Source organism: Specibacter cremeus (assembly GCF_003946885.1).
In the GTDB taxonomy this organism is placed as follows: domain Bacteria; phylum Actinomycetota; class Actinomycetes; order Actinomycetales; family Micrococcaceae; genus Specibacter; species Specibacter cremeus.
This window is the reverse complement of sequence record NZ_RWKQ01000008.1, coordinates 69,100-86,883: the sequence shown is the minus strand read 5'-3', so window position 1 is coordinate 86,883 and position 17,784 is coordinate 69,100. Positions and strand designations below refer to the sequence as shown.

At 70.1% G+C, this 17,784-nt stretch carries 15 protein-coding genes and 1 pseudogene; 3 read left to right on the top strand and 13 right to left on the bottom strand.

What is annotated here, in order from left to right; genetic code table 11:
- Positions 1-5: 5 nt before the first annotated feature.
- The 10 genes from EJC77_RS04680 to EJC77_RS04635 all read right to left on the bottom strand — a co-directional run bounded on the left by EJC77_RS04680 (position 6) and on the right by EJC77_RS04635 (position 10,441).
- On the bottom strand, positions 6-578 hold the full coding sequence (locus tag EJC77_RS04680) for a shikimate kinase (RefSeq protein WP_125610412.1): 573 nt from the start codon (positions 576-578) through the stop codon (positions 6-8).
- Positions 578-1,777 carry a chorismate synthase gene (gene aroC, locus EJC77_RS04675; RefSeq protein WP_125610411.1) on the bottom strand — a complete coding sequence of 400 codons (1,200 nt, stop codon included), beginning with the start codon at positions 1,775-1,777 and terminating at the stop codon, positions 578-580. Before aroC ends, EJC77_RS04680 begins: the two co-directional genes overlap by 1 nt.
- Positions 1,778-1,809: 32 nt before the next feature.
- Complete coding sequence (locus EJC77_RS04670) at positions 1,810-2,709, bottom strand: shikimate dehydrogenase (protein WP_125610410.1); 900 nt, start codon at positions 2,707-2,709, stop codon at positions 1,810-1,812.
- Entirely contained in the window at positions 2,710-4,110 is a 1,401-nt protein-coding gene (gene mltG / locus EJC77_RS04665) for an endolytic transglycosylase MltG (protein ID WP_240629766.1), read from the bottom strand.
- A 7-nt stretch (positions 4,111-4,117) separates the two neighbouring features.
- Entirely contained in the window at positions 4,118-4,669 is a 552-nt protein-coding gene (ruvX, locus tag EJC77_RS04660) for a Holliday junction resolvase RuvX (protein ID WP_125610408.1), read from the bottom strand.
- A complete protein-coding gene (gene alaS / locus EJC77_RS04655; RefSeq protein ID WP_125610407.1) occupies positions 4,669-7,350 on the bottom strand; it encodes an alanine--tRNA ligase in 2,682 nt (893 codons plus the stop codon). The genes ruvX and alaS overlap by 1 nt, the downstream gene beginning before the upstream one ends.
- Positions 7,351-7,434: 84 nt before the next feature.
- Positions 7,435-7,686: a hypothetical protein gene (locus tag EJC77_RS04650; RefSeq protein ID WP_205786850.1), complete on the bottom strand. Its 252-nt coding sequence runs from the start codon at positions 7,684-7,686 to the stop codon at positions 7,435-7,437.
- Between the two features lie 36 nt (positions 7,687-7,722).
- A complete protein-coding gene (locus EJC77_RS04645; protein WP_125610406.1) occupies positions 7,723-8,097 on the bottom strand; it encodes a DUF948 domain-containing protein in 375 nt (124 codons plus the stop codon).
- Positions 8,098-8,236: 139 nt separating this feature from the next.
- The gene (rpsD, locus tag EJC77_RS04640) at positions 8,237-8,863 is read right to left on the bottom strand and encodes a 30S ribosomal protein S4 (RefSeq protein WP_125610405.1); all 627 of its coding nucleotides are present in this window, start codon (positions 8,861-8,863) and stop codon (positions 8,237-8,239) included.
- Positions 8,864-9,022: 159 nt separating this feature from the next.
- On the bottom strand, positions 9,023-10,441 hold the full coding sequence (locus EJC77_RS04635) for a replication-associated recombination protein A (RefSeq protein WP_125610404.1): 1,419 nt from the start codon (positions 10,439-10,441) through the stop codon (positions 9,023-9,025).
- A 101-nt stretch (positions 10,442-10,542) separates the two neighbouring features.
- Here EJC77_RS04635 and EJC77_RS04630 point away from each other — a divergent pair, with 101 nt between their 5' ends.
- Entirely contained in the window at positions 10,543-11,187 is a 645-nt protein-coding gene (locus EJC77_RS04630) for an acVLRF1 family peptidyl-tRNA hydrolase (protein ID WP_125610403.1), read from the top strand.
- A 16-nt stretch (positions 11,188-11,203) separates the two neighbouring features.
- Here EJC77_RS04630 and EJC77_RS04625 read toward each other — a convergent pair.
- A pseudogene (locus tag EJC77_RS04625) lies at positions 11,204-11,905 on the bottom strand (GNAT family N-acetyltransferase); the annotation flags it as partial.
- A 175-nt stretch (positions 11,906-12,080) separates the two neighbouring features.
- On the opposite strand from EJC77_RS04625, the gene EJC77_RS04620 reads away from it, so the two are divergent.
- Positions 12,081-13,382: a hypothetical protein gene (locus tag EJC77_RS04620; RefSeq protein ID WP_125610401.1), complete on the top strand. Its 1,302-nt coding sequence runs from the start codon at positions 12,081-12,083 to the stop codon at positions 13,380-13,382.
- A 54-nt stretch (positions 13,383-13,436) separates the two neighbouring features.
- On the opposite strand, the gene aspS is transcribed toward EJC77_RS04620, so the two are convergent.
- Positions 13,437-15,215 (bottom strand): aspartate--tRNA ligase, encoded by a 1,779-nt coding sequence (gene aspS / locus EJC77_RS04615; protein WP_125610400.1) that lies wholly within the window; start codon positions 15,213-15,215, stop codon positions 13,437-13,439.
- Between the two features lie 211 nt (positions 15,216-15,426).
- Complete coding sequence (hisS, locus tag EJC77_RS04610; protein WP_125610399.1) at positions 15,427-16,761, bottom strand: histidine--tRNA ligase; 1,335 nt, start codon at positions 16,759-16,761, stop codon at positions 15,427-15,429.
- 185 nt (positions 16,762-16,946) lie between these two features.
- Between hisS and EJC77_RS04605 the strand changes: the two genes are divergently transcribed.
- Positions 16,947-17,741, top strand: coding sequence for a peptidylprolyl isomerase (locus EJC77_RS04605; RefSeq protein WP_125610398.1), 795 nt, complete (start codon positions 16,947-16,949; stop codon positions 17,739-17,741).
- Positions 17,742-17,784 lie beyond the last annotated feature (43 nt).

Genomic DNA, 17,784 nt, shown 5'->3' with positions numbered 1-17,784 from the left:
CTTTCTCAGTCGGTGGCTGCGCCGGCGTCGGGGCCGAGCAGCCCGATCAGCCGGTTCACAACCTGGTGGATGTCACTGTCGTCGACATCGACAGTGATGTCGGCCAGCCGTTCGTAGACGGGCGCCCTGGCGGCCGCCAGTCGCTGCCACGCCGCCACGGGGTCCTCGGCCAGCAGCGGACGCCCGGTGGTGCGGGTGATGCGCTCCCGCACGGTCTCCAGCCCGGCCCGCAGGTAGACGACGGTGGCCCGGGCCAGCAGTTGCTGGGTGCCCGAGTCGAGCACGGCACCGCCGCCGAGGGACAGCACACAGACCTGGTCGCCACGACGATCCAACACGTCGGCCACGGCACGCGCCTCCAGCCGGCGGAAGTGGTGTTCGCCGTGGCTGGCGAAGATTCCGGGGATCGGGCCGTGCTTGGCCGTGATCTGGTGGTCCGTGTCGATGAACTCCAGGTGCAGGGCCCGGGCCAGCTCGGCGCCGACCACGGACTTCCCGACAGCCATGGGGCCGATCAGCGCCACGGTCCGGGCGGGGCGGAAGGTCCCGCCCGTTGTACCGACCGACTTGCCGGCCATCACCGCCCCAGCGTGTCCAGGGCGGCCGGGATGCCGGCCAGGTAGGACTCCACGTTGCGTGCCAGTTCGGTGATCGAGTCGCCGCCGAACTTCTCCACGAGGGCGTCGGCGAGTACCAGCGCCACCATGGCCTCGGCCACGACGCCCGCTGCCGGGACGGCACACACGTCGGAGCGCTGGTGGTGGGCCTTGGCCGGTTCGCCGGTGGCCACGTCGATGGTCCGCAGCGCCCGGGGCACGGTGGCGATGGGCTTCATGGCCGCGCGCACGCGCAGCACGTCGCCGATGCTCATGCCGCCCTCGATGCCGCCGGCCCGGTTGCCGGCGCGGGTGATGCGCCCGTCGGCGTCCCGCACGATCTCGTCGTGGGCGGCCGAACCGCGGCGCCGGGCCGTGGCGAAGCCGTCGCCGACCTCCACGCCCTTGATGGCCTGGATGCCCATGAGTGCGGCGGCCAGCCGGGAGTCGAGGCGCCGGTCCCAGTGCACGTAGCTGCCCAACCCCGGCGGCAGGCCGTAGGCGAGCACCTCGACGACACCGCCGAGCGTCTCGCCCTCCTTGTGTGCGGCGTCGACCTCGGCCACCATGGCGGCCGAGGTTTCCGCGTCAAAGCAGCGCAGCGGGTCGGCGTCCAGGGCGGCCACGTCGCCGGGCAGCGGCACGTCGGCGCCGGCCGGCACGGCCACGGTGGCCAACTCGACCGTGTGGCTGACAACCTCGACGCCGACCGCGCGCAGGATTTGCGCGGCCACGACGCCCAGGGCCACGCGGGTGGCCGTTTCGCGGGCGCTGGCACGTTCGAGCACCGGACGGGCCTCGTCGAACCCGTACTTTTGCATGCCGGTGAAGTCGGCGTGGCCTGGGCGCGGGCGGGTCAGCGGCGCGTTGCGTGCCTGCCCCTCGAGCACCTCGGGGTCCACCGGGTCGGCGGACATGATGTCCTCCCATTTGGGCCATTCGGAGTTGGCGACCTGGATGGCCACCGGACCGCCCTGCGTCAGCCCGTGGCGGACGCCGCCGAGGATCGTCACCACGTCCTGTTCGAACTTCATCCGCGCGCCGCGGCCGTAGCCGAGCCGGCGCCGGGCCAGCGCATCCTGGATCCGGGCGCTGGTGAGTTCCACCCCGGCCGGGACGCCTTCAATGATTCCGACAAGGGCGGGGCCATGTGATTCCCCGGCGGTCAACCAACGCAACATAGATTCCATCCTGCCATGCTCTGTCCGGCGCCCTAGCGCCGGGCCAACCCGATTGCGTCACACATCACATTGATGACGTCGCGCTCCCGGGCGGCGGCCACCGCCGCCGCTCCCCCACCGGCCCGGGCAAACATCTTGACCTGCTCGACGCCCTGGTACAGGAGCATCTCGATGCCCGGCACGATCACGCCGCCGAGACGCGACCAGGTTGCCGCCAGTGCGCTGGGCCACGGGTCGTAGGCGGCGTCCAGCAGGAACCGGCCGGCCGCCGGGCCCCCGGTCCCGGCCGTTGCGCCGGCCAGCTCACCGGCCAGTGCGTCCGCACCGTGCGGCGGAAGCGTTGACATGACGACGTCGAACCCGGCCAGGGCGCGCGCCGCTTCGTCCCAGCCGCGCACCGCATGGGCGAGTCCGAGCGCTTCGGCGACGTCCCGGGTGGGCCCGGCCTTGGCCGGGTTGCGCAGGAACACGTCGATGGCGGGGGCGCCGAGGCGCGCGGCGGCGGCGACGGCCGACACGGCCGTGCCGCCACCGCCCAGCACGGCGACGCGCGGCGCGCGGCCGACCCCGGCGTGCCGGAGCGCGTTGACAAGCCCCGCAACATCGGTGTTGTCGCCGAGCAGGTGCGTGCCGCCGTCGTCCGTCCCGGTCACCACGACCGTGTTGACCGAATCGAGCAGGCGCGCCGTGGGGGTCAGCTCATCAACCAGGGCCGCGGCGTCGTTCTTCAATGGCATGGTGACGGACAGCCCGTACCAGGTGCGCTCCGCCCGGACCCGGTCCAGCAGCGCCGGGAACGAGGCGTTGGTGGTGTCGATGGCCTCGTAGCTGAAGTCCAGACCGAGCAGCCGGTAGGCCGCGCGGTGCAGCGCCGGCGACTTCGAATGGCCGATCGGATGGCCAAGGACGGCGCCGTGGAGCGTGCCGGTCATCTAGCCGCATTTCCCGGGGTTGGCCGTGCACCACTGCTGGTACAGCTTCACGTTCTTCTGGTGCTCCGCATAGGTCGTGGCGTACAGGGTCTCGCCCGTGTCCAGGTTCACCGTGACCCAGAAGTAGTACGGGTTGGCCTGCGGCTGTGCGGCGGCCTTGATGGCGTCGGCCCCCGGCGAGCCGATCGGGCCGACGGGCAGGCCGGGGTTGGCGAACGTGTTGTACTTGTTGGACTTGTCGGCCTTCTGCGCCGCCGTGATGTTGTAGGTCTTGATGCCCAGCCCGTACGCGACGGTCGCATCCGACTCCAGCCGGCCGCCGGTTTCCGCGTTCGGGTTGTTCAGGCGGTTTTCAATGGCACCGGAGATCTTGGCGTAGTTGGCCTTGTTGCCCTCGAATTCGATGATGCTGGCGATCGTGAGCACGCGGAACTGCTGGTCCGCTGCGGTGACGCCCGCGGCGGCCAGGTTCTTCGTCGTCGCGGCCACCATGTCGGCGAGGACCTGTTTGGCCGTGTAGTCGACGGGGAACCTGTATTCGCCCGGGGACAGGTAGCCCTCGAGGTTCTTCGCCTGCTTGGGCAGGTCGAACTGGGCGGGGTCGTTGGCCAGCTTCTGGAAGTCCGCCAGCGGCAGGTGGGTGCTCTTGGACAGCACGGCCAGGGCCTCATCGATGCGCAGGTTCTGCGCGACGGCCGCATAGCTGACCTTGGCGCCGTCCACGGCGAGCAGGATGGCGACGGCGTCCGCGGCGCGCATCTGCTTCTTCATGCTGAACGTGCCCGGTTGCAGCGCGCCGGCGCCCTTGGCCGCCGTGAGCGCGTCCAGGAACGCGGCCTCGCTGGCCACGATGTCCTCGCCCTTGAGCTCCGCGGCGACGGATCGTGCGGTGGCCCCGTCGGGGACCACGAGCTGCACGGATCCGGTACCGGGGCCCGGGTAGTCGGCGGCACCCATGGAGCCGAGCATCGGCTGGACCATCTGGACAACGAAGAAGACAACGCCGGCGAACAACGCCAGCACAACCAGGAAGGCCAGGGTGCGGCGGCGCTTGCGCACCCGCTTGGAGACCCGGCTGCTGCGTCGCGACGGCAACGACTCATCGGCGAAGTGCCCGTGGGGCTCGTCCGGGTAGGGAGCGGCGGTGTAGGGGTCCGTGGCGTAGGGGTCCGTGGCGGCGTGGTCCACCGGCAGGTGGTCGTCCGCCGCATGGTCGTCCGTGCCATGGCCGGCGTAGCCGGGATCGGCGGCCCGGTGCGCGGCGGGCTCGTGGTCCGGCCAGGGCCGCGCGCGGCCGTCGGCGTGGTGGAACTGGGCCGGCAGCGGTTCGGGGGTGGCCTCGACCGGGCGCGCGGCACGCCGCCCGGTGCGCCGCGTCACGGGTTCGTTCACGACGTCCACGCGCTGCTCATTGGGGTCCCGATGACAGGTTCCTCTTCTCGTTGGCCGGATCGATGCGCCCCACGGCATCGGGATCCGGCAGTTCCACCAATTCGCCGACAGCTTCCTGCCGAGATTTCTCCATGTCGATGGCGTGCTGCAGTATCGCGACCGCCGCCACCTGATCTACCAGCTTACGATGTTCGCGGCTGTCGCGGCCAGCCGCGTGCAGGGCCTGGTGCGCGGTGACCGTGGTCAGGCGTTCGTCGACCAGGCGCACCGGCACGTCCCGGCCGGCGCCGGCCAGCGCCCGCACCAGCAACAGCGCGTAGGCCCGGGCCATCTCGGCCGATGCCTTCTCGGCGCCGCGCAGGGTGCGTGGCAGGCCGACGAAGACCTCCACCGCATTGCGTTCGTCCACCTCGCGCACGATCACCCGGATATCCGAGTTCTTCTTTGCGTCCCGGGACAGTGTCTTGACCGGCGTGGCCAGGATGCTGTCCGGATCGCAGGCGGCCAGTCCGACGCGGACCGTGCCCACGTCCACGCCCAGCCTGACCCCCCGCGGTGCCTGTGACACTAGCCCCGGTTCCGGATCTCGTCGAGGACGGCGGCCAGTGCGGCGGGGATGCGGGTCGCGTCCGTGCCGCCGCCCTGGGCCACGTCGGGCTTGCCGCCGCCGCCGCCGCCGAGCAGCCCGGCGGCCAGCTTCGCCAGCGCCCCGGCCTTGACGCCCGCGGCGCGGGCGGCGTCATTCGTGGCGACCAGGATGACCGGCCGGGCGTTGGCCACGCCTGCCACGGCGACCGTGGCCGCGTCGGCGCCGAAGCGCTGGCGCAGGTCGAGGGCGAGACCGCGCAGGTCGTCGGCGCCGGAGACCTCGCCGGCGTCGTGCGTGATGACCTTGACCCCGTTGGCGTCGACGGCGGTCGCCAGCAGCGCGCCGGCCTGGGCGACGAGTTGCTCCTTGCGGAGCCGCTCGAGTTCGCGCTCGGCGTTCTTCAACTTGGCCAGCGTGGCCGCGATGCGTTCCTGCAGCAGGTTCGAGGGCACCTTGAGCATGTCGGTCAGCTCGGTGACGAGGGCCCGCTCGGCGGCCAGGTGCCGGAACGCGTCCATGCCGACGAACGCCTCGACGCGGCGGTTGCCGGAGCCGACGGACGCCTCGCCGAGCAGCGTGAGGCTGCCGATCTGGGAGGTGCTGCCGACGTGGGTGCCGCCGCACAGTTCACGGGACCAGGCGCCGTCGATCTCCACGACGCGCACCTCGCGCCCGTAGTTCTCGCCGAACAGCGCCGTGGCGCCCAGGGCCTTGGCGGCGTCGAGGTCCATGACGCGCGTGTTGACGTGGAAGTTGTTGCGGATGGCGATGTTCGACACCTCCTCGATCTCCGAGCGGGTGGCCTGGCTCAGGCCCTCGCCCCAGGAGAAGTCGAAGCGCAGGTAGCCGGCCTTGTTGTAGGAGCCGCGCTGCAGCGCCTCCGGGCCGAGGATCTGGTGCAGGGCGGCGTGCACGATGTGGGTGCCGGAGTGGGCCTGCTCGGCGGCGTGCCGGCGTTCGCGGTCGACGGCGGCGCGCACCAGGGCGTCGGCCGGCAGTTCGCCGTCGCGCACGATCGCCTTGTGCACGCTCAGGCCCTTGAGCGGACGCTGCACGTCCAACACCTCCACGACGAACCCGTCCCCGGTGATGAGGCCGGTGTCGGCGGCCTGGCCGCCGGCCTCGGCGTAGAACGGGGTCTCGTCGAGCACGATCTCGACCTCGGCACCGGCGCCGGCCCGGTCCACCCGCCGGCCGCCGGACAGGATCGAGCGGACCCGGCCCTCGCCGTCGAGCTCGGTGTAGCCGGTGAACACGGTCTCGCCCTCGGCGAGCAGTTCGTGGAACACCGTCAGGTCGGCGTGGCCGCTCTTCTTCTGCCGGGCGTCCGCCTGGGCGCGCTGCCGCTGTTCGAGCATGAGCGAGCGGAACCCGGCCTCGTCGACGGCCAGCCCGGCCTCGCCCGCCATTTCCAGTGTCAGGTCGATCGGGAAGCCGTAGGTGTCGTGCAGTGCGAACGCCTCGGCGGCGCTGAGCTGTGTGTTGGCCGCCTTGGATTCGCGCACGGCCTCCTCGAGCCGGGCCGTGCCGCTGGCGATGGTGCGCAGGAACGCCTTCTCCTCGGCGTAGGCGATGCGGGAAATGCGGGCGAAGTCGGTCTCGACGTGCGGGTAGGAGCCCTTCATGGCGTCGCGGGAGACCGGCAGCAGGTCCGGCAGGCACGCCTTCTCCACGCCCATGAGGCGCATGGCGCGCACGGCGCGGCGGATGAGGCGGCGCAGCACGTAGCCGCGGCCCTCGTTGGACGGGCTGACGCCGTCGGAGATGAGCATGAGGGCGGAGCGGATGTGGTCGGCGACCACACGCAGGCGCACGTCGTCGGGGTGGTGCGGGTCGGCCGGGTCCTCCGTGGACGTGTACTCCTTGCCGGCGAGCGCGGCGGCCGCGTCCAGCACGGGGCGGACCTGGTCCGTCTCGTACATGTTCTCCACGCCTTGCAGGATCATGGCCAGGCGTTCCAGACCGAGGCCCGTGTCGATGTTCTTGTTGGGCAGTTCGCCGACGACGTCGAAGTCCGTCTTCGACGTGACGTTGTCGATCTGGTACTGCATGAACACGAGGTTCCAGATCTCGATGTACCGGGTCTCGTCGGCCACGGGGCCGCCCTCGACACCGTACTCGGGGCCGCGGTCGTAGAAGATCTCCGAGCAGGGGCCGGCCGGGCCGGGCTGGCCGGTGGACCAGTAGTTGTCCGTCTTGCCGAACTTCTGGATCCGGTCCGGGGCGACGCCGACCTTCTCCCGCCAGATCACCAGGGCCTCCTCGTCCTCCTCGTACACGGTGACCCACAGCCTGTCCACGGGCAGGCCGAAGCCGCCGTCGGCGACCGGGGTGGTCAGCAGCTCCCACGCATAGGTGATGGCGCCTTCCTTGAAGTAGTCGCCGAAGGAGAAGTTGCCGCACATCTGGAAGAACGTGCCGTGGCGCACGGTCTTGCCGACCTCATCGATGTCGCCGGTGCGGATGCACTTCTGCACGCTCGTGGCGCGGTTGTACGGGGGCACCTCGCGGGCCGTCAGGTAGGGGATGAAGGGGACCATGCCGGCCACGGTGAACAACAGCGACGGATCGGAGGAGACCAGCGACGCCGAAGGCACGGGGGTGTGTCCCTTGCTGGCGAAGAACTCGATCCAGCGGCGTGCGATTTCGTGGGATTTCATGACCGAAAAGGGTCCCTTCAATGGTTGGAACAGGTAAAAAGTCAAGGGGCGCCGGCGCCCGGTGCCGACTGCTAGTGACGGCTGCTAGTGTCTGCGACGCGATTGGCGCGAGCCGACCTCGTGGTCGGTGTCCAGTCCCAGGGCCCGGCGCAGCTCGGTTTCACGCTCGCCCATGCCGGCCACGACGGCGCCGGCGAAGTCGTGCAGCGAATCACTCGCCCGGCCGACGGCGCGGTTGATGCCGGCGGGCCCGAGCGCACCCTTGGCGCCGGCGATCTTGCGGGCGGCCACCACGCCGATGGTGATGCCCACGCCCAGCCAGAAGATCTTCTTCATTCGTCAGTTCCCTCCAAGGGATTCGGGGCGCTGTGGCTAGCGGCCGCGGCGGGGCGCGGGCTTCGCGCCGCGTCCGGCGAACGCCTCGCGCACCCCGTAGGAGAAGGCCGCGACCTTGATCAGCGGCCGGCCCAGGGTGGCGGCGAACAGGGACGACAGGGCGGAGATGTTGGCCGTGGCGTCGGAGATGTTGGTGGAGATGTCGTCGACCTTCGTCAACTGCGCATTCGTGGTAGAGACGGTGGTGGTGACCTCGTCGATCAGCGGGGTGGCACCGTCACTGATCTGCTTGATGGTGCTGCGCATCTCGTCGAACACGTGGCCCAGCTTGACGATCGGCACGGCCAGGAGGGCCACCAGTACGGCGAAGACCCCCGCCGCGATCAATCCTGCGATGTCTGCGCCGCTCACGGATGCCTGCCTTCCTTGTGATTCCACCGGGATTTGCCTCCCTTGGTACCTTACCTACAAAACAGCCCGCGGCGGGTGCCGCGGGCTGTCCTGCAGTGTCGTGCTCGGCGGTGCCGGACGACTCACGCTGTGATAAGAATCAGCGCGAGTAGAATTCGACGACCAGCTGCTCTTCGACCTGCACCGGAACCTCGACGCGCTTGGGCTTGCGCACCAGACGGGCCTGGAGGCTTTCCAGCTTGACGTCCAGGTAGGCCGGAACGTTCGGCAGCACGTCGCGGTGGGCGCCGGCGGCGGCCAATTGCAGGGGAACCATGGTCTGGCTACGCGGGTGCACGTGGATCAGCTGACCCTCCGTGACGCGGTAGGACGGGCGGTCCACGCGGGCGCCGTCGACCATGATGTGGCGGTGCACGACCAGCTGGCGGGCCTGGGCGGTGGTGCGGGCGAAGCCGGCACGCAGGACCAGGGCATCCAGGCGGGATTCCAGCAGCTCGACCAGGGTTTCACCGGTCAGGCCCTTGGTGCGCTTGGCTTCCTCGAAGGCGCGCGTCAGCTGCGCCTCGCGGATGCCGTACTGGGCGCGCAGGCGCTGCTTCTCACGCAGTCGAACCGCGTAGTCGCTGTCCTGTTTCTTGCGGGCGCGGCCGTGTTCGCCGGGTCCGTACGGACGGCGCTCGAGGTACTTGGCCGCCTTGGGGGTCAGAGCAATGCCGAGGGACCGCGAAAGGCGGGCCTGACGGCGGGCACGTGTGTTGTTAGCCACGGTGTCCTTCCAATATGGTGCGACATGACTGGATCCTGGCCTCCATCATGGAGAGCTGGGGCTGTCGCCGCCCTTCGCTGCAACCGCCGGGCATGCGTCGATTTCCCGGATGGGGTCTCGGGCATGGAGCCGGGGCTTGCCAGTGCGCCATCCAGCCTATCATCCGCCGGCGCCGCGGATGATGCCGCGCAGCCGGGCCACGCGCGCCGACAGGTCGCGTTCGACGCCGTTGCCGGTGGGCAGGTAGTAGTCGTGGCCCACCAGGTCGTCCGGGGCGTACTGCTGGGCGGCGATGTGGTGCGGGGCGTCGTGGGCGTAGACGTACCCCTGGCCGTGGCCCAGACCCCGGGCCCCCGGGTAGTGGGCGTCCCGCAGGTGGGCCGGCACGTCGGTGCCCTTGCCGGCCCGGACGTCGGCGATGGCCGCGTTGATCCCGTTGTACGCGGCGTTGGACTTCGGCGCCGTCGCCACGTGCACGACGGCCTCGGCCAGGATGATCCGCGCCTCCGGCATGCCGATGAGCGCCACGGCCTGGGCCGCCGCCACGGCCGTCTGCAGGGCGGTGGGATCTGCCATGCCGACGTCCTCGGCGGCGGAGATCATGAGGCGCCGGCCGATGAAGCGCGGGTCCTCCCCTGCCTCCAGCATGCGCGCCAGGTAGTGCAGGGCCGCGTCCACGTCGGAGCCGCGCAGCGACTTGATGAACGCGCTGATGATGTCGTAGTGCTGGTCGCCGGCCCGGTCGTAGCGGACGGCCGCGGCGTCAATGGCCCGTTCGGCGATGCCAAGATCCACCAGGACGGGGCCGTCGTCGTCCGGCGCGCTGGCCTCGGACAACGCCACCCCCGCGGCGGCTTCCAGGGTGGTCAAGGCCCGGCGGGCGTCGCCGCTGGCCAGCCGCACCAGGTGGTCCAGCGCCTCCGGCGTCAGCTCAATGGCCCCGTCCAGCCCGCGCGGATCCGTCACGGCCCGTTCCACGAGCCCCTGGATGTCGGCGTTGGTCAGCGGCTTGAGGGTGAGCAGGATGGAGCGGGAGAGCAGAGGTGAGACCACGGAGAACGACGGGTTTTCCGTGGTGGCGGCGACCAGCACCACCCACCGGTTCTCCACGCCGGGCAGCAGCGCGTCCTGCTGGGCCTTGTTGAAGCGGTGGATCTCGTCCAGGAACAGCACCGTGGTGCGACCGTGCAGGTCCCGGTCGGTGAGCGCCTGGTCCATGACGCGCCGCACGTCCTTCACCCCGGCGGTGATCGCGGAGAGCTCCACGAACTTCCGCCCCGGGCCGCGCGCAATCACGTGGGCCAGGGTGGTCTTCCCGGTCCCGGGCGGGCCCCAGAGCATGACCGAGCTGGGGCCGGCCGGGCCGCCCGCTCCACCGCCGCCGGCCAGCACCTGCAGCGGCGAGCCCGGGCCCAGCAGGTGCTGCTGCCCCACCACCTCGGCCAGCGTGCGCGGGCGCATGCGAACGGCCAGTGGGCTGCGCGGGCGCGACGCTCCTGCCGGCTCGCCGCCAAAGGTGACGGTGCCGGCGTCGTCCGGTTCGTCGTCGCCAAAGGCGCTGTCAAAGAGGTCACTCACGCTCCCAGCCTATCCGCCTGGGCCCACGCGCCCGCGGGGCCCGATCTTCATCGCGCCCAGCGCGGTGAAGATCGGGAGGGCGTGGGGATTAGGCTGGGCGCGTGAACACTCCGACCCGCACCGCGTTCGTGTCCGCCGCCCGGTTGTCGGGGTGGGTGGAGCGGTTCTCGGCCGCGCACGGGGGTCTCGCGCCGGTGGAGGACACGGACGACGGCGTGGTGTTGCGCGCCCACGACGGTGCGGTGGCGTTGTTGGCGCCCCCGTGGCCGGACGCCGGGCGCCCGGGCCGCGGACCCGACCTGGTCTCCCGCCTTTCCTCGCTTGCCACGCAGGAACGACGCTTCGGTGTGCTGCTGGTGCGCCGGGGCGGATATGCGGTGGGCGTGGCCGTGTCCGGCACGTTGCTGGTGCACAAGTGCGGCACGAAGTACGTGCAGTCCAGGACGGCGGCCGGCGGCCAGTCGCAGCACCGCTTCGCCCGGCGCCGCGCCAACCAGGCCGACGGCCTCGTCGAGCGCACGGCGCTGGAGGCGGCCCGGGTATTCGCCGGGCAGGACTTCGAGTATGTGGCAGTCGGCGGGGACAGGGCGTTGGTCGATGCCGTACTGGCCGAACCGGCACTGCGACCCTTCGCCGGGCGCCCCCGGGTGGCGCCGATCGCGGTCGGCGATCCGAACCTTGCCGTGCTGGTGAAGGCCGCCGCGGACTTCTGCGCCATCCGGGTGAGGGTGAGCGACCCGAGATGAGGCCGGCACCGGGGATTCAGCACGCTCCCGTGACCGGGCACGGCGCCTGGCGGTAGTGGTAGCGCCCCGCTTCGGCAAATCCGGCCCGCTGGTACAGTTCGCGGGCTCCCGTGTTGGCGACGGTGGCCATGAGCCAGAAATTCGCTGCGCCCGCATCGCGGCCGGCGGCCAGGAGTGCGCCGACAACGGCCGTGGCCACGCCCTGCCGGCGGAATTCCGGATGCACTGCCATGGCGTAAATGCCACCCCAGCCATCCAGGATGGAAATCCTGCCGGTTCCAATGGCCGCCCCGCGGCCGTCCACCGCCGTGGCGTATACGGAAGGCGTGCCCAGAATAATGGAACGCGCCATGTGGCGTTCGGCGGCGCCACCCCTGCCGTCAACACGCCACCACAGGTCCAGCCACTGCTCCGACGGCGAATCGGCAAGGACGACTTCACCGGCCACCGGCCGGCTCACGGAACCGGCCGTCTCCCCGGACGCCGTCATGATGACGGTTTCCGACTGGCGGGAATAACGTTCGCCATCGAGGAATTCCTCCAGCGCGGCGTTTTCGAGTCGGTGCGTCAGCTGGAAGATGACCGGCTGGCGGCGCGTGGCATACCAATCCGCGGCGCTACGCAGGGCCGCATTCAGTTCCTCCGGCTGTGATGCGGGCCAGATCGAGTTGGCGCGCTGGGTGACCGAGCCGGCGGAACGCAAAACCCAGCCCTCGAGCGTGTGGGCCTCCGGCGCNTCCTAGGCGCACGCACGGCCCCGTCACGCGAAACGCCCTCATCGCCGGATTTCACTACCCACCTGCCAAAAACTGGTACTACTGTTTCACCCAGGCACCCCGAGAGTGGCCCGCAAGCAGGACCAACATACGCAACGACGGAAACGGTGGTTCTCCATGGCTTGGACACAGGTGGCAAGCGTCAGCGAACTCACGGAAGCGTTGTCTTCCGGTGCAACCAACATCGAGGTGACCGGCAGCCTCAAGGGCATGCCGTCGGTGACCCTGCCACCCGGCGTGTCGCTGCGCGGCGGCCGGCTCGCCTTTGGCGCCAAGGGGTTGCAGCTCACCAGCAACAACACCGTTCAGGACGTCACCGTCACCACGGAACCCCACGAGGTCGCCATTTACAACGACACCACCGTCGCCGATTTCGGCACGCTGACCCTGGCCAATGTCACGACCACCGGCCAGGTCTTTCTCGCGGCCGACCAAAACGTGCGCTCGGGCCGGGTGGAGGCCGACGGCGTACACGTCATCGCCGCGGACACCCGCGGGCGTTTCCACCGGCCCACGGGGTTTGGCGTGGAGGCGCTGCAGGGTGCGTTCACCTTATGGAATCGGCAGCCGGACAGCGCCGTGAAGCTCACGGCCCGGCTGGAAAACATTTCCGCGGGGACGGCACAGGAGCCTGTCCGCGGCAGCGGCGTGTTTGTCGGCGGGCACGGCGATACGGCGGGCAAGGCGGACGGCGGCAGCATCGCCGTCGAACTTCTGAGCACCGGGGACGTTTTCTCCGACGGCGGCATAGCCCCCGGCACGCCGGATCTGATCAGCGGCGGCGTCTTCGTCATCTCCGGCGCCAATGTCGCGGAGGTGCGCAACTTGGGCGCCACCACCACGTATGGCCAAAATGACATGGTCCTGGACAATTGGGGTGCGGTGACCGCATGGAACGCGCACGCCGCCGTCACGTCGCGGGGACCCAGCGGCATTGGCTTTGTGAACTTTGGCGACATCGGCACGCTCACCGTCAATGCGCCAGTCGAGACGTTTGGCCTCGGCGCGCGCGGCTTCAACGTTTACGACGGCTCGCTCCAGGAAGCCGTCTTTGACTCCATCACCACCCACGGCGACGGCTCGGTGGGCGTCCAAGTCAGCCGAGACCTGCCGGTGCTGACCATCCGCGGCGACCTGCGGACGGAGGGCGGCACTGGCGAATCGCTGGTCAAGGGCGTGCTGCTGCCGTTGTCAGCCATTGCGCTCAGCATCAAGCCGGGCGGCCGCATTGGCACCGTCAGCATCGGCGGGGATGTGCGCACCGAGGGCGGCGGCGTCCCGGCCATGGAGCTCGAAGGCTCCCTGGATGCCATCACGGTGGGCGGCAAGGTCACGGCGGCAGGTGCGCTGTCCGACGTCGTCCGGGCAGTTCCGGAGTTGGCCCAGGTCGTGTCCGGGCTCACCGTCGAAGGCCGGTGAGACGGGGAAGGCCGGTCTCCTTTTGTGACGGAGACCGGCCTTCCTGCACTGGATTTACCTGGATTCGTCCTTCTTGGCCTCGGGCTTGAAGTCCACGCCCGCCTCCTTGCGCTGCTGCGCCGTGATCGGGGCCGGGGCCGCGGTCAGCGGGTCGTAGCCGCCGCCGGACTTCGGGAACGCGATGACGTCGCGGATCGAGTCGGCGCCGGCCAGCAGCGACACGACCCGGTCCCAGCCGAGGGCGATGCCGCCGTGCGGCGGGGCGCCGAACTTGAACCCGTCGAGCAGGAAGCCGAACTTCTCCTGTGCCTCCTCCTCGCCGATGCCCATGACGGCGAAGATGCGCTCCTGGACGTCGCGGCGGTGGATACGGATGGAACCGCCACCGATCTCGTTGCCGTTGCAGACGATGTCGTACGCATAGGCCAGGGCACTGTCCGGGTCGGTGTCGAACGTGTCCATGAATTCGGGCTTGGGCGAGGTGAACGCGTGGTGCACGGCCGTCCAGGCGCTGTGCCCCACGGCCACGTCGCCGCTGCCCACGGCCGCGGCGGTGGGCTCGAACAGCGGCGCGTCGACGATCCACACGAACGCCCAGTCGGCCGGGTCGATCAGCCCGGTGCGGTGGCCGATCTCCACGCGCGCGGCGCCGAGCAGCGCCCGGGACGGGGACGTCTCGCCCGCGGCGAAGAAGATGCAGTCGCCGGGCTTGGCGCCCACGGCGCCGGCCAGGCCGGCGCGCTCGGCGTCGGTCAGGTTCTTGGCGACGGGGCCGGCCAGCTCGCCGTCCTCCTTGAACAGCACGTAGGCCAGGCCCTTGGCGCCGCGCTGCTTGGCCCATTCCTGCCAGGCGTCCAGCGTGCGACGCGGCTGCGACGCCCCGCCGGGCATGACGACGGCGCCCACATACGGGGCCTTGAACACGCCGAAGTTCGTGTCCTTGAAGAAGTCGGTCAGCTCGGTCAACTCGAGCCCGAAGCGCAGGTCCGGCTTGTCGGAACCGTAGCGGGCCATCGCGTCCCAGTACGTCATGCGCCGGATGGGCAGCGGGATCTGCACGTCGATCAGCTGCCACAGGGCGGAGACGATCTTCTCGCCCAGGGCGATGATGTCCTCCTGGTCGACGAAGCTCGCCTCGATGTCCAGCTGGGTGAACTCCGGTTGGCGGTCGGCGCGGAAGTCCTCGTCGCGGTAGCAGCGGGCGATCTGGTAGTACTTCTCGAACCCGCCCACCTGCAGCAGCTGCTTGAACAGCTGCGGGGACTGCGGCAGCGCGTACCAGGAGCCCGGGGCCAGGCGGGCCGGGACCAGGAAGTCGCGGGCGCCCTCCGGCGTGGAGCGCGTCAACGTGGGGGTCTCGATCTCGATGTAGCCCTCGTCGTGCAGCAGTTCGCGGGCCACCCGGTTCGCCTCCGAGCGCAGCCGGATGTTGCGCTGCATGGCCGGCCGGCGCAGGTCCAGGTAGCGGTGCTTCAGGCGCGCCTCCTCGCCCACCTCGACGTGCTCATCGACCTGGAACGGCAGCGGGGCGGCCTCATTGAGCACGACGACGTCATCGGCCAACACTTCGATCTCACCGGTGGCGAGGTGCGCGTTCTCATTGCCCTCGGGCCTGCGCGCCACGGCGCCGGTCACCTGCAGCACGAACTCGTTGCGCAGGGCGTGGAACACGTCTTCCTCACGGACCACCACCTGGCTGACGCCCGAGGCGTCGCGCAGGTCCAGGAACGCAACTCCGCCATGGTCGCGGCGGCGGGCAACCCACCCCGTCAGGGTTACCGTTTGTCCGATGTGCTCGGCCCGCAGGGAGCCAAGGTCATGTGTGCGCAGCACAGCATTCCTTTCAATGGTGGGTTTGACGCTACTGAAGAGTTTAGTAGGAGCCGCTGGGGAGCGAGACCCGGGGTGATTTCGACAAGCTCAATCACCGAACCGGTGGTCGAGCCTGTCGAGACCCGGGTGATTTCGACAGGCTCGATCACCGAACCGGTGGTCGAGCCTGTCGAGACCAGGGGTGATTTCGACAGGCTCGATCACCGGCCGATCAGCTTATCGTGATGGTCGGCGCCAGGTCGGCGGCCGGGGGCATCCAGGACGCCGGATCGGCCGGCACCTGCTCGCCGCTGCGGATGTCCTTGACCTGGTGGCTGCCGTCCGGTTCGGTGAACCAGACGAACGGGATGCCGCGCCGGTCGGCGTACTTGATCTGCTTGCCGAACTTGTCCGCCTTGGCGGCAACCTCCGTGGCGATGCCGCGGGCGCGCAACTGCGCGGCCACGTCCTGGGCGGCCATCCAGCCGTCCTCGTCGGCCAGCGTGACGAGCACGGCCGTGGGCACGGAACGCGACGCGGTGGCCAGCTCGTGGCTGAGGATGCGCGAGACGAGCCGAGTGACCCCGATGGACAGGCCGACGCCCGGGAACGTGCGGTTGCCCTTGGCCGCCAGCGCGTCGTACCGCCCGCCGGAGCAGATGGACCCGAGCGCCTCGTGGCCCACCAGCACGGTCTCGTACACGGTACCGGTGTAATAGTCCAGGCCGCGGGCGATCGAGAGGTCGGCCACGACGGATCCCGGGGCGCGGGCCACGGCGGCGGAAATGACCTGTTCCAGCTCGTCCAGGCCCTCCTCGAGCAGTTCGTCCGTGACGCCGAGCGCCCGGACCCGCGCCACGAAGGAGACGTCCTCGGTGCGGATGGACGCCAACGCCAGCGCCTTGGCGGCCTGCTCGTCGGTGGCGCCCAGTTCGCTCTTGAGCAGCCCGGCCACGGCGCCGGCGCCGATCTTCTCCAGCTTGTCGATGCTGCGCAGCACCCCGGCCGTGTCCGTGAGCCCGATGCCGCGGTAGAACCCCTCGGCCAGCTTCCGGTTGTTGATGCGCAGCTTGAACGCCGGCAACGGCAACGCGGTCAGTGCCTCGGCGATGACGAGCGCAAGCTCCACGTCATAGCGGAACGGCAGCACGCCGTCGGCCACCACGTCGATGTCCGCCTGGGTGAACTCGCGCGACCGCCCCTCCTGCGGGCGTTCACCGCGCCACACCTTCTGGATCTGGTAGCGCCGGAACGGGAACGACAGGTAGCCGGCGTTCTCCACAACGTAGCGGGCGAAAGGCACGGTTAGGTCGAAGTGCAGCGCCAGTTGGCTGGGGTCGTCCTTGCCGGCATCGTCGTCGTCCTGCAGGCGCGAGAGGCCGTAGACCTCCTTGTCGATCTCGCCCTTGCGCAGCAGCTGCCCGACCGTCTCCACCGCACGGGTCTCGATCGAGGAGAAACCGTGCAGCTCGAAGGTGCGGCGCAACGTGTCCAGCACATGCAGTTCCACCAGCCGCTCCTGAGGTAGCCACTCGGGGAAACCTGACAGGGAGGCGGTGCGTGCCATGGAAGGGACTCTCCTAATTCGCGGTATGCGCGCGGCGGACCGGGCGCAGGGACGGGGGTAACGCATGGGTAAACTGTCTGCGGCAGCCATTTTATGTGTTCCCGGCCCGCCGTTTCGAACCCGCCGGGCCGGCACCACTGCAATGCCGGCCGCCACGGCGCCCGCAGGACGAAGGAGAGACAGCGTTGGCCCAGAGCAAGAAGGACGGCCGCGAGGCGCGTTTGCGCGTGGCCCGGATGGAAGCCAACGCCGCCCTGCACGCCCGCCAGTCGGGCCGGCGCAAGCGCGACAACCTCATCGCCGCCGCCGCCATGGCCGTCGTGATCGTGGTCGCCGTCGTGCTCGCCCTGACGGTGTTCTCACATCCGACGGCGAACACGGCTGCCGCCGGCGCGTCACCGTCCGCGTCATCCACCGCGCCATCGACGCAGCCACCGGCCGCGCAGACCAACAGTGCGGGCGTGCCGGCCGCAAGCACCGCCAAGGGCAGGACGTTCACGGGCACCCTGACGCTCAACGGCCAGCCGATGGGCGTGGAACTATCCGGCACGAAGGCCCCGCAGGCCGCCGCCGTGTTCAAGTCCCTGGCCGACCAGGGCTTCTTCAAGGGCAAGACCTGCCACCGGTTGACCAATGCGGCGAACTTCCAGCTGCTGCAGTGCGGCTCGCTCCACGGCGACGGCAAGGGCGACCCGAACTACCAGTGGGGGCCGGTGGAGAACTCCCCCGCCAACGGCCTGTACCGGGCCGGCACGATCGCCGTCGCCCGCGGCACATCCACCTACAGCAACGGCACCCAGTTCTTCGTCACCTTCGGGGACACGACGCTGCCGCAGGACGCGGGCGGCTACACAATCGTCGGCCACATCACCAGCGGCCTCGACGTCGTGAAGAAGATCGCGGCCGCCGGCATCGCGGGCGGCGCCACGGACGGGGCCCCTGTGACCAAGGTAACGATAGACTCGTTTACGCTGAAGTAATGTGAATCGGCCGTAGTATCTAACGTGCAAGCCATATCCAACG

Bases quoted from the DNA above. Each gene is read 5' to 3' on its own strand.
- EJC77_RS04680 (WP_125610412.1), bottom strand. From the start codon at position 578: ATGGCCGGCAAGTCGGTCGGTACAACGGGCGGGACCTTCCGCCCCGCC.
- aroC (WP_125610411.1), bottom strand. From the start codon at position 1,777: ATGTTGCGTTGGTTGACCGCCGGGGAATCACATGGCCCCGCCCTTGTC.
- EJC77_RS04670 (WP_125610410.1), bottom strand. From the start codon at position 2,709: ATGACCGGCACGCTCCACGGCGCCGTCCTTGGCCATCCGATCGGCCAT.
- alaS (WP_125610407.1), bottom strand. From the start codon at position 7,350: ATGAAATCCCACGAAATCGCACGCCGCTGGATCGAGTTCTTCGCCAGC.
- EJC77_RS04650 (WP_205786850.1), bottom strand. From the start codon at position 7,686: ATGAAGAAGATCTTCTGGCTGGGCGTGGGCATCACCATCGGCGTGGTG.
- EJC77_RS04620 (WP_125610401.1), top strand. From the start codon at position 12,081: ATGGCTTGGACACAGGTGGCAAGCGTCAGCGAACTCACGGAAGCGTTG.
- hisS (WP_125610399.1), bottom strand. From the start codon at position 16,761: ATGGCACGCACCGCCTCCCTGTCAGGTTTCCCCGAGTGGCTACCTCAG.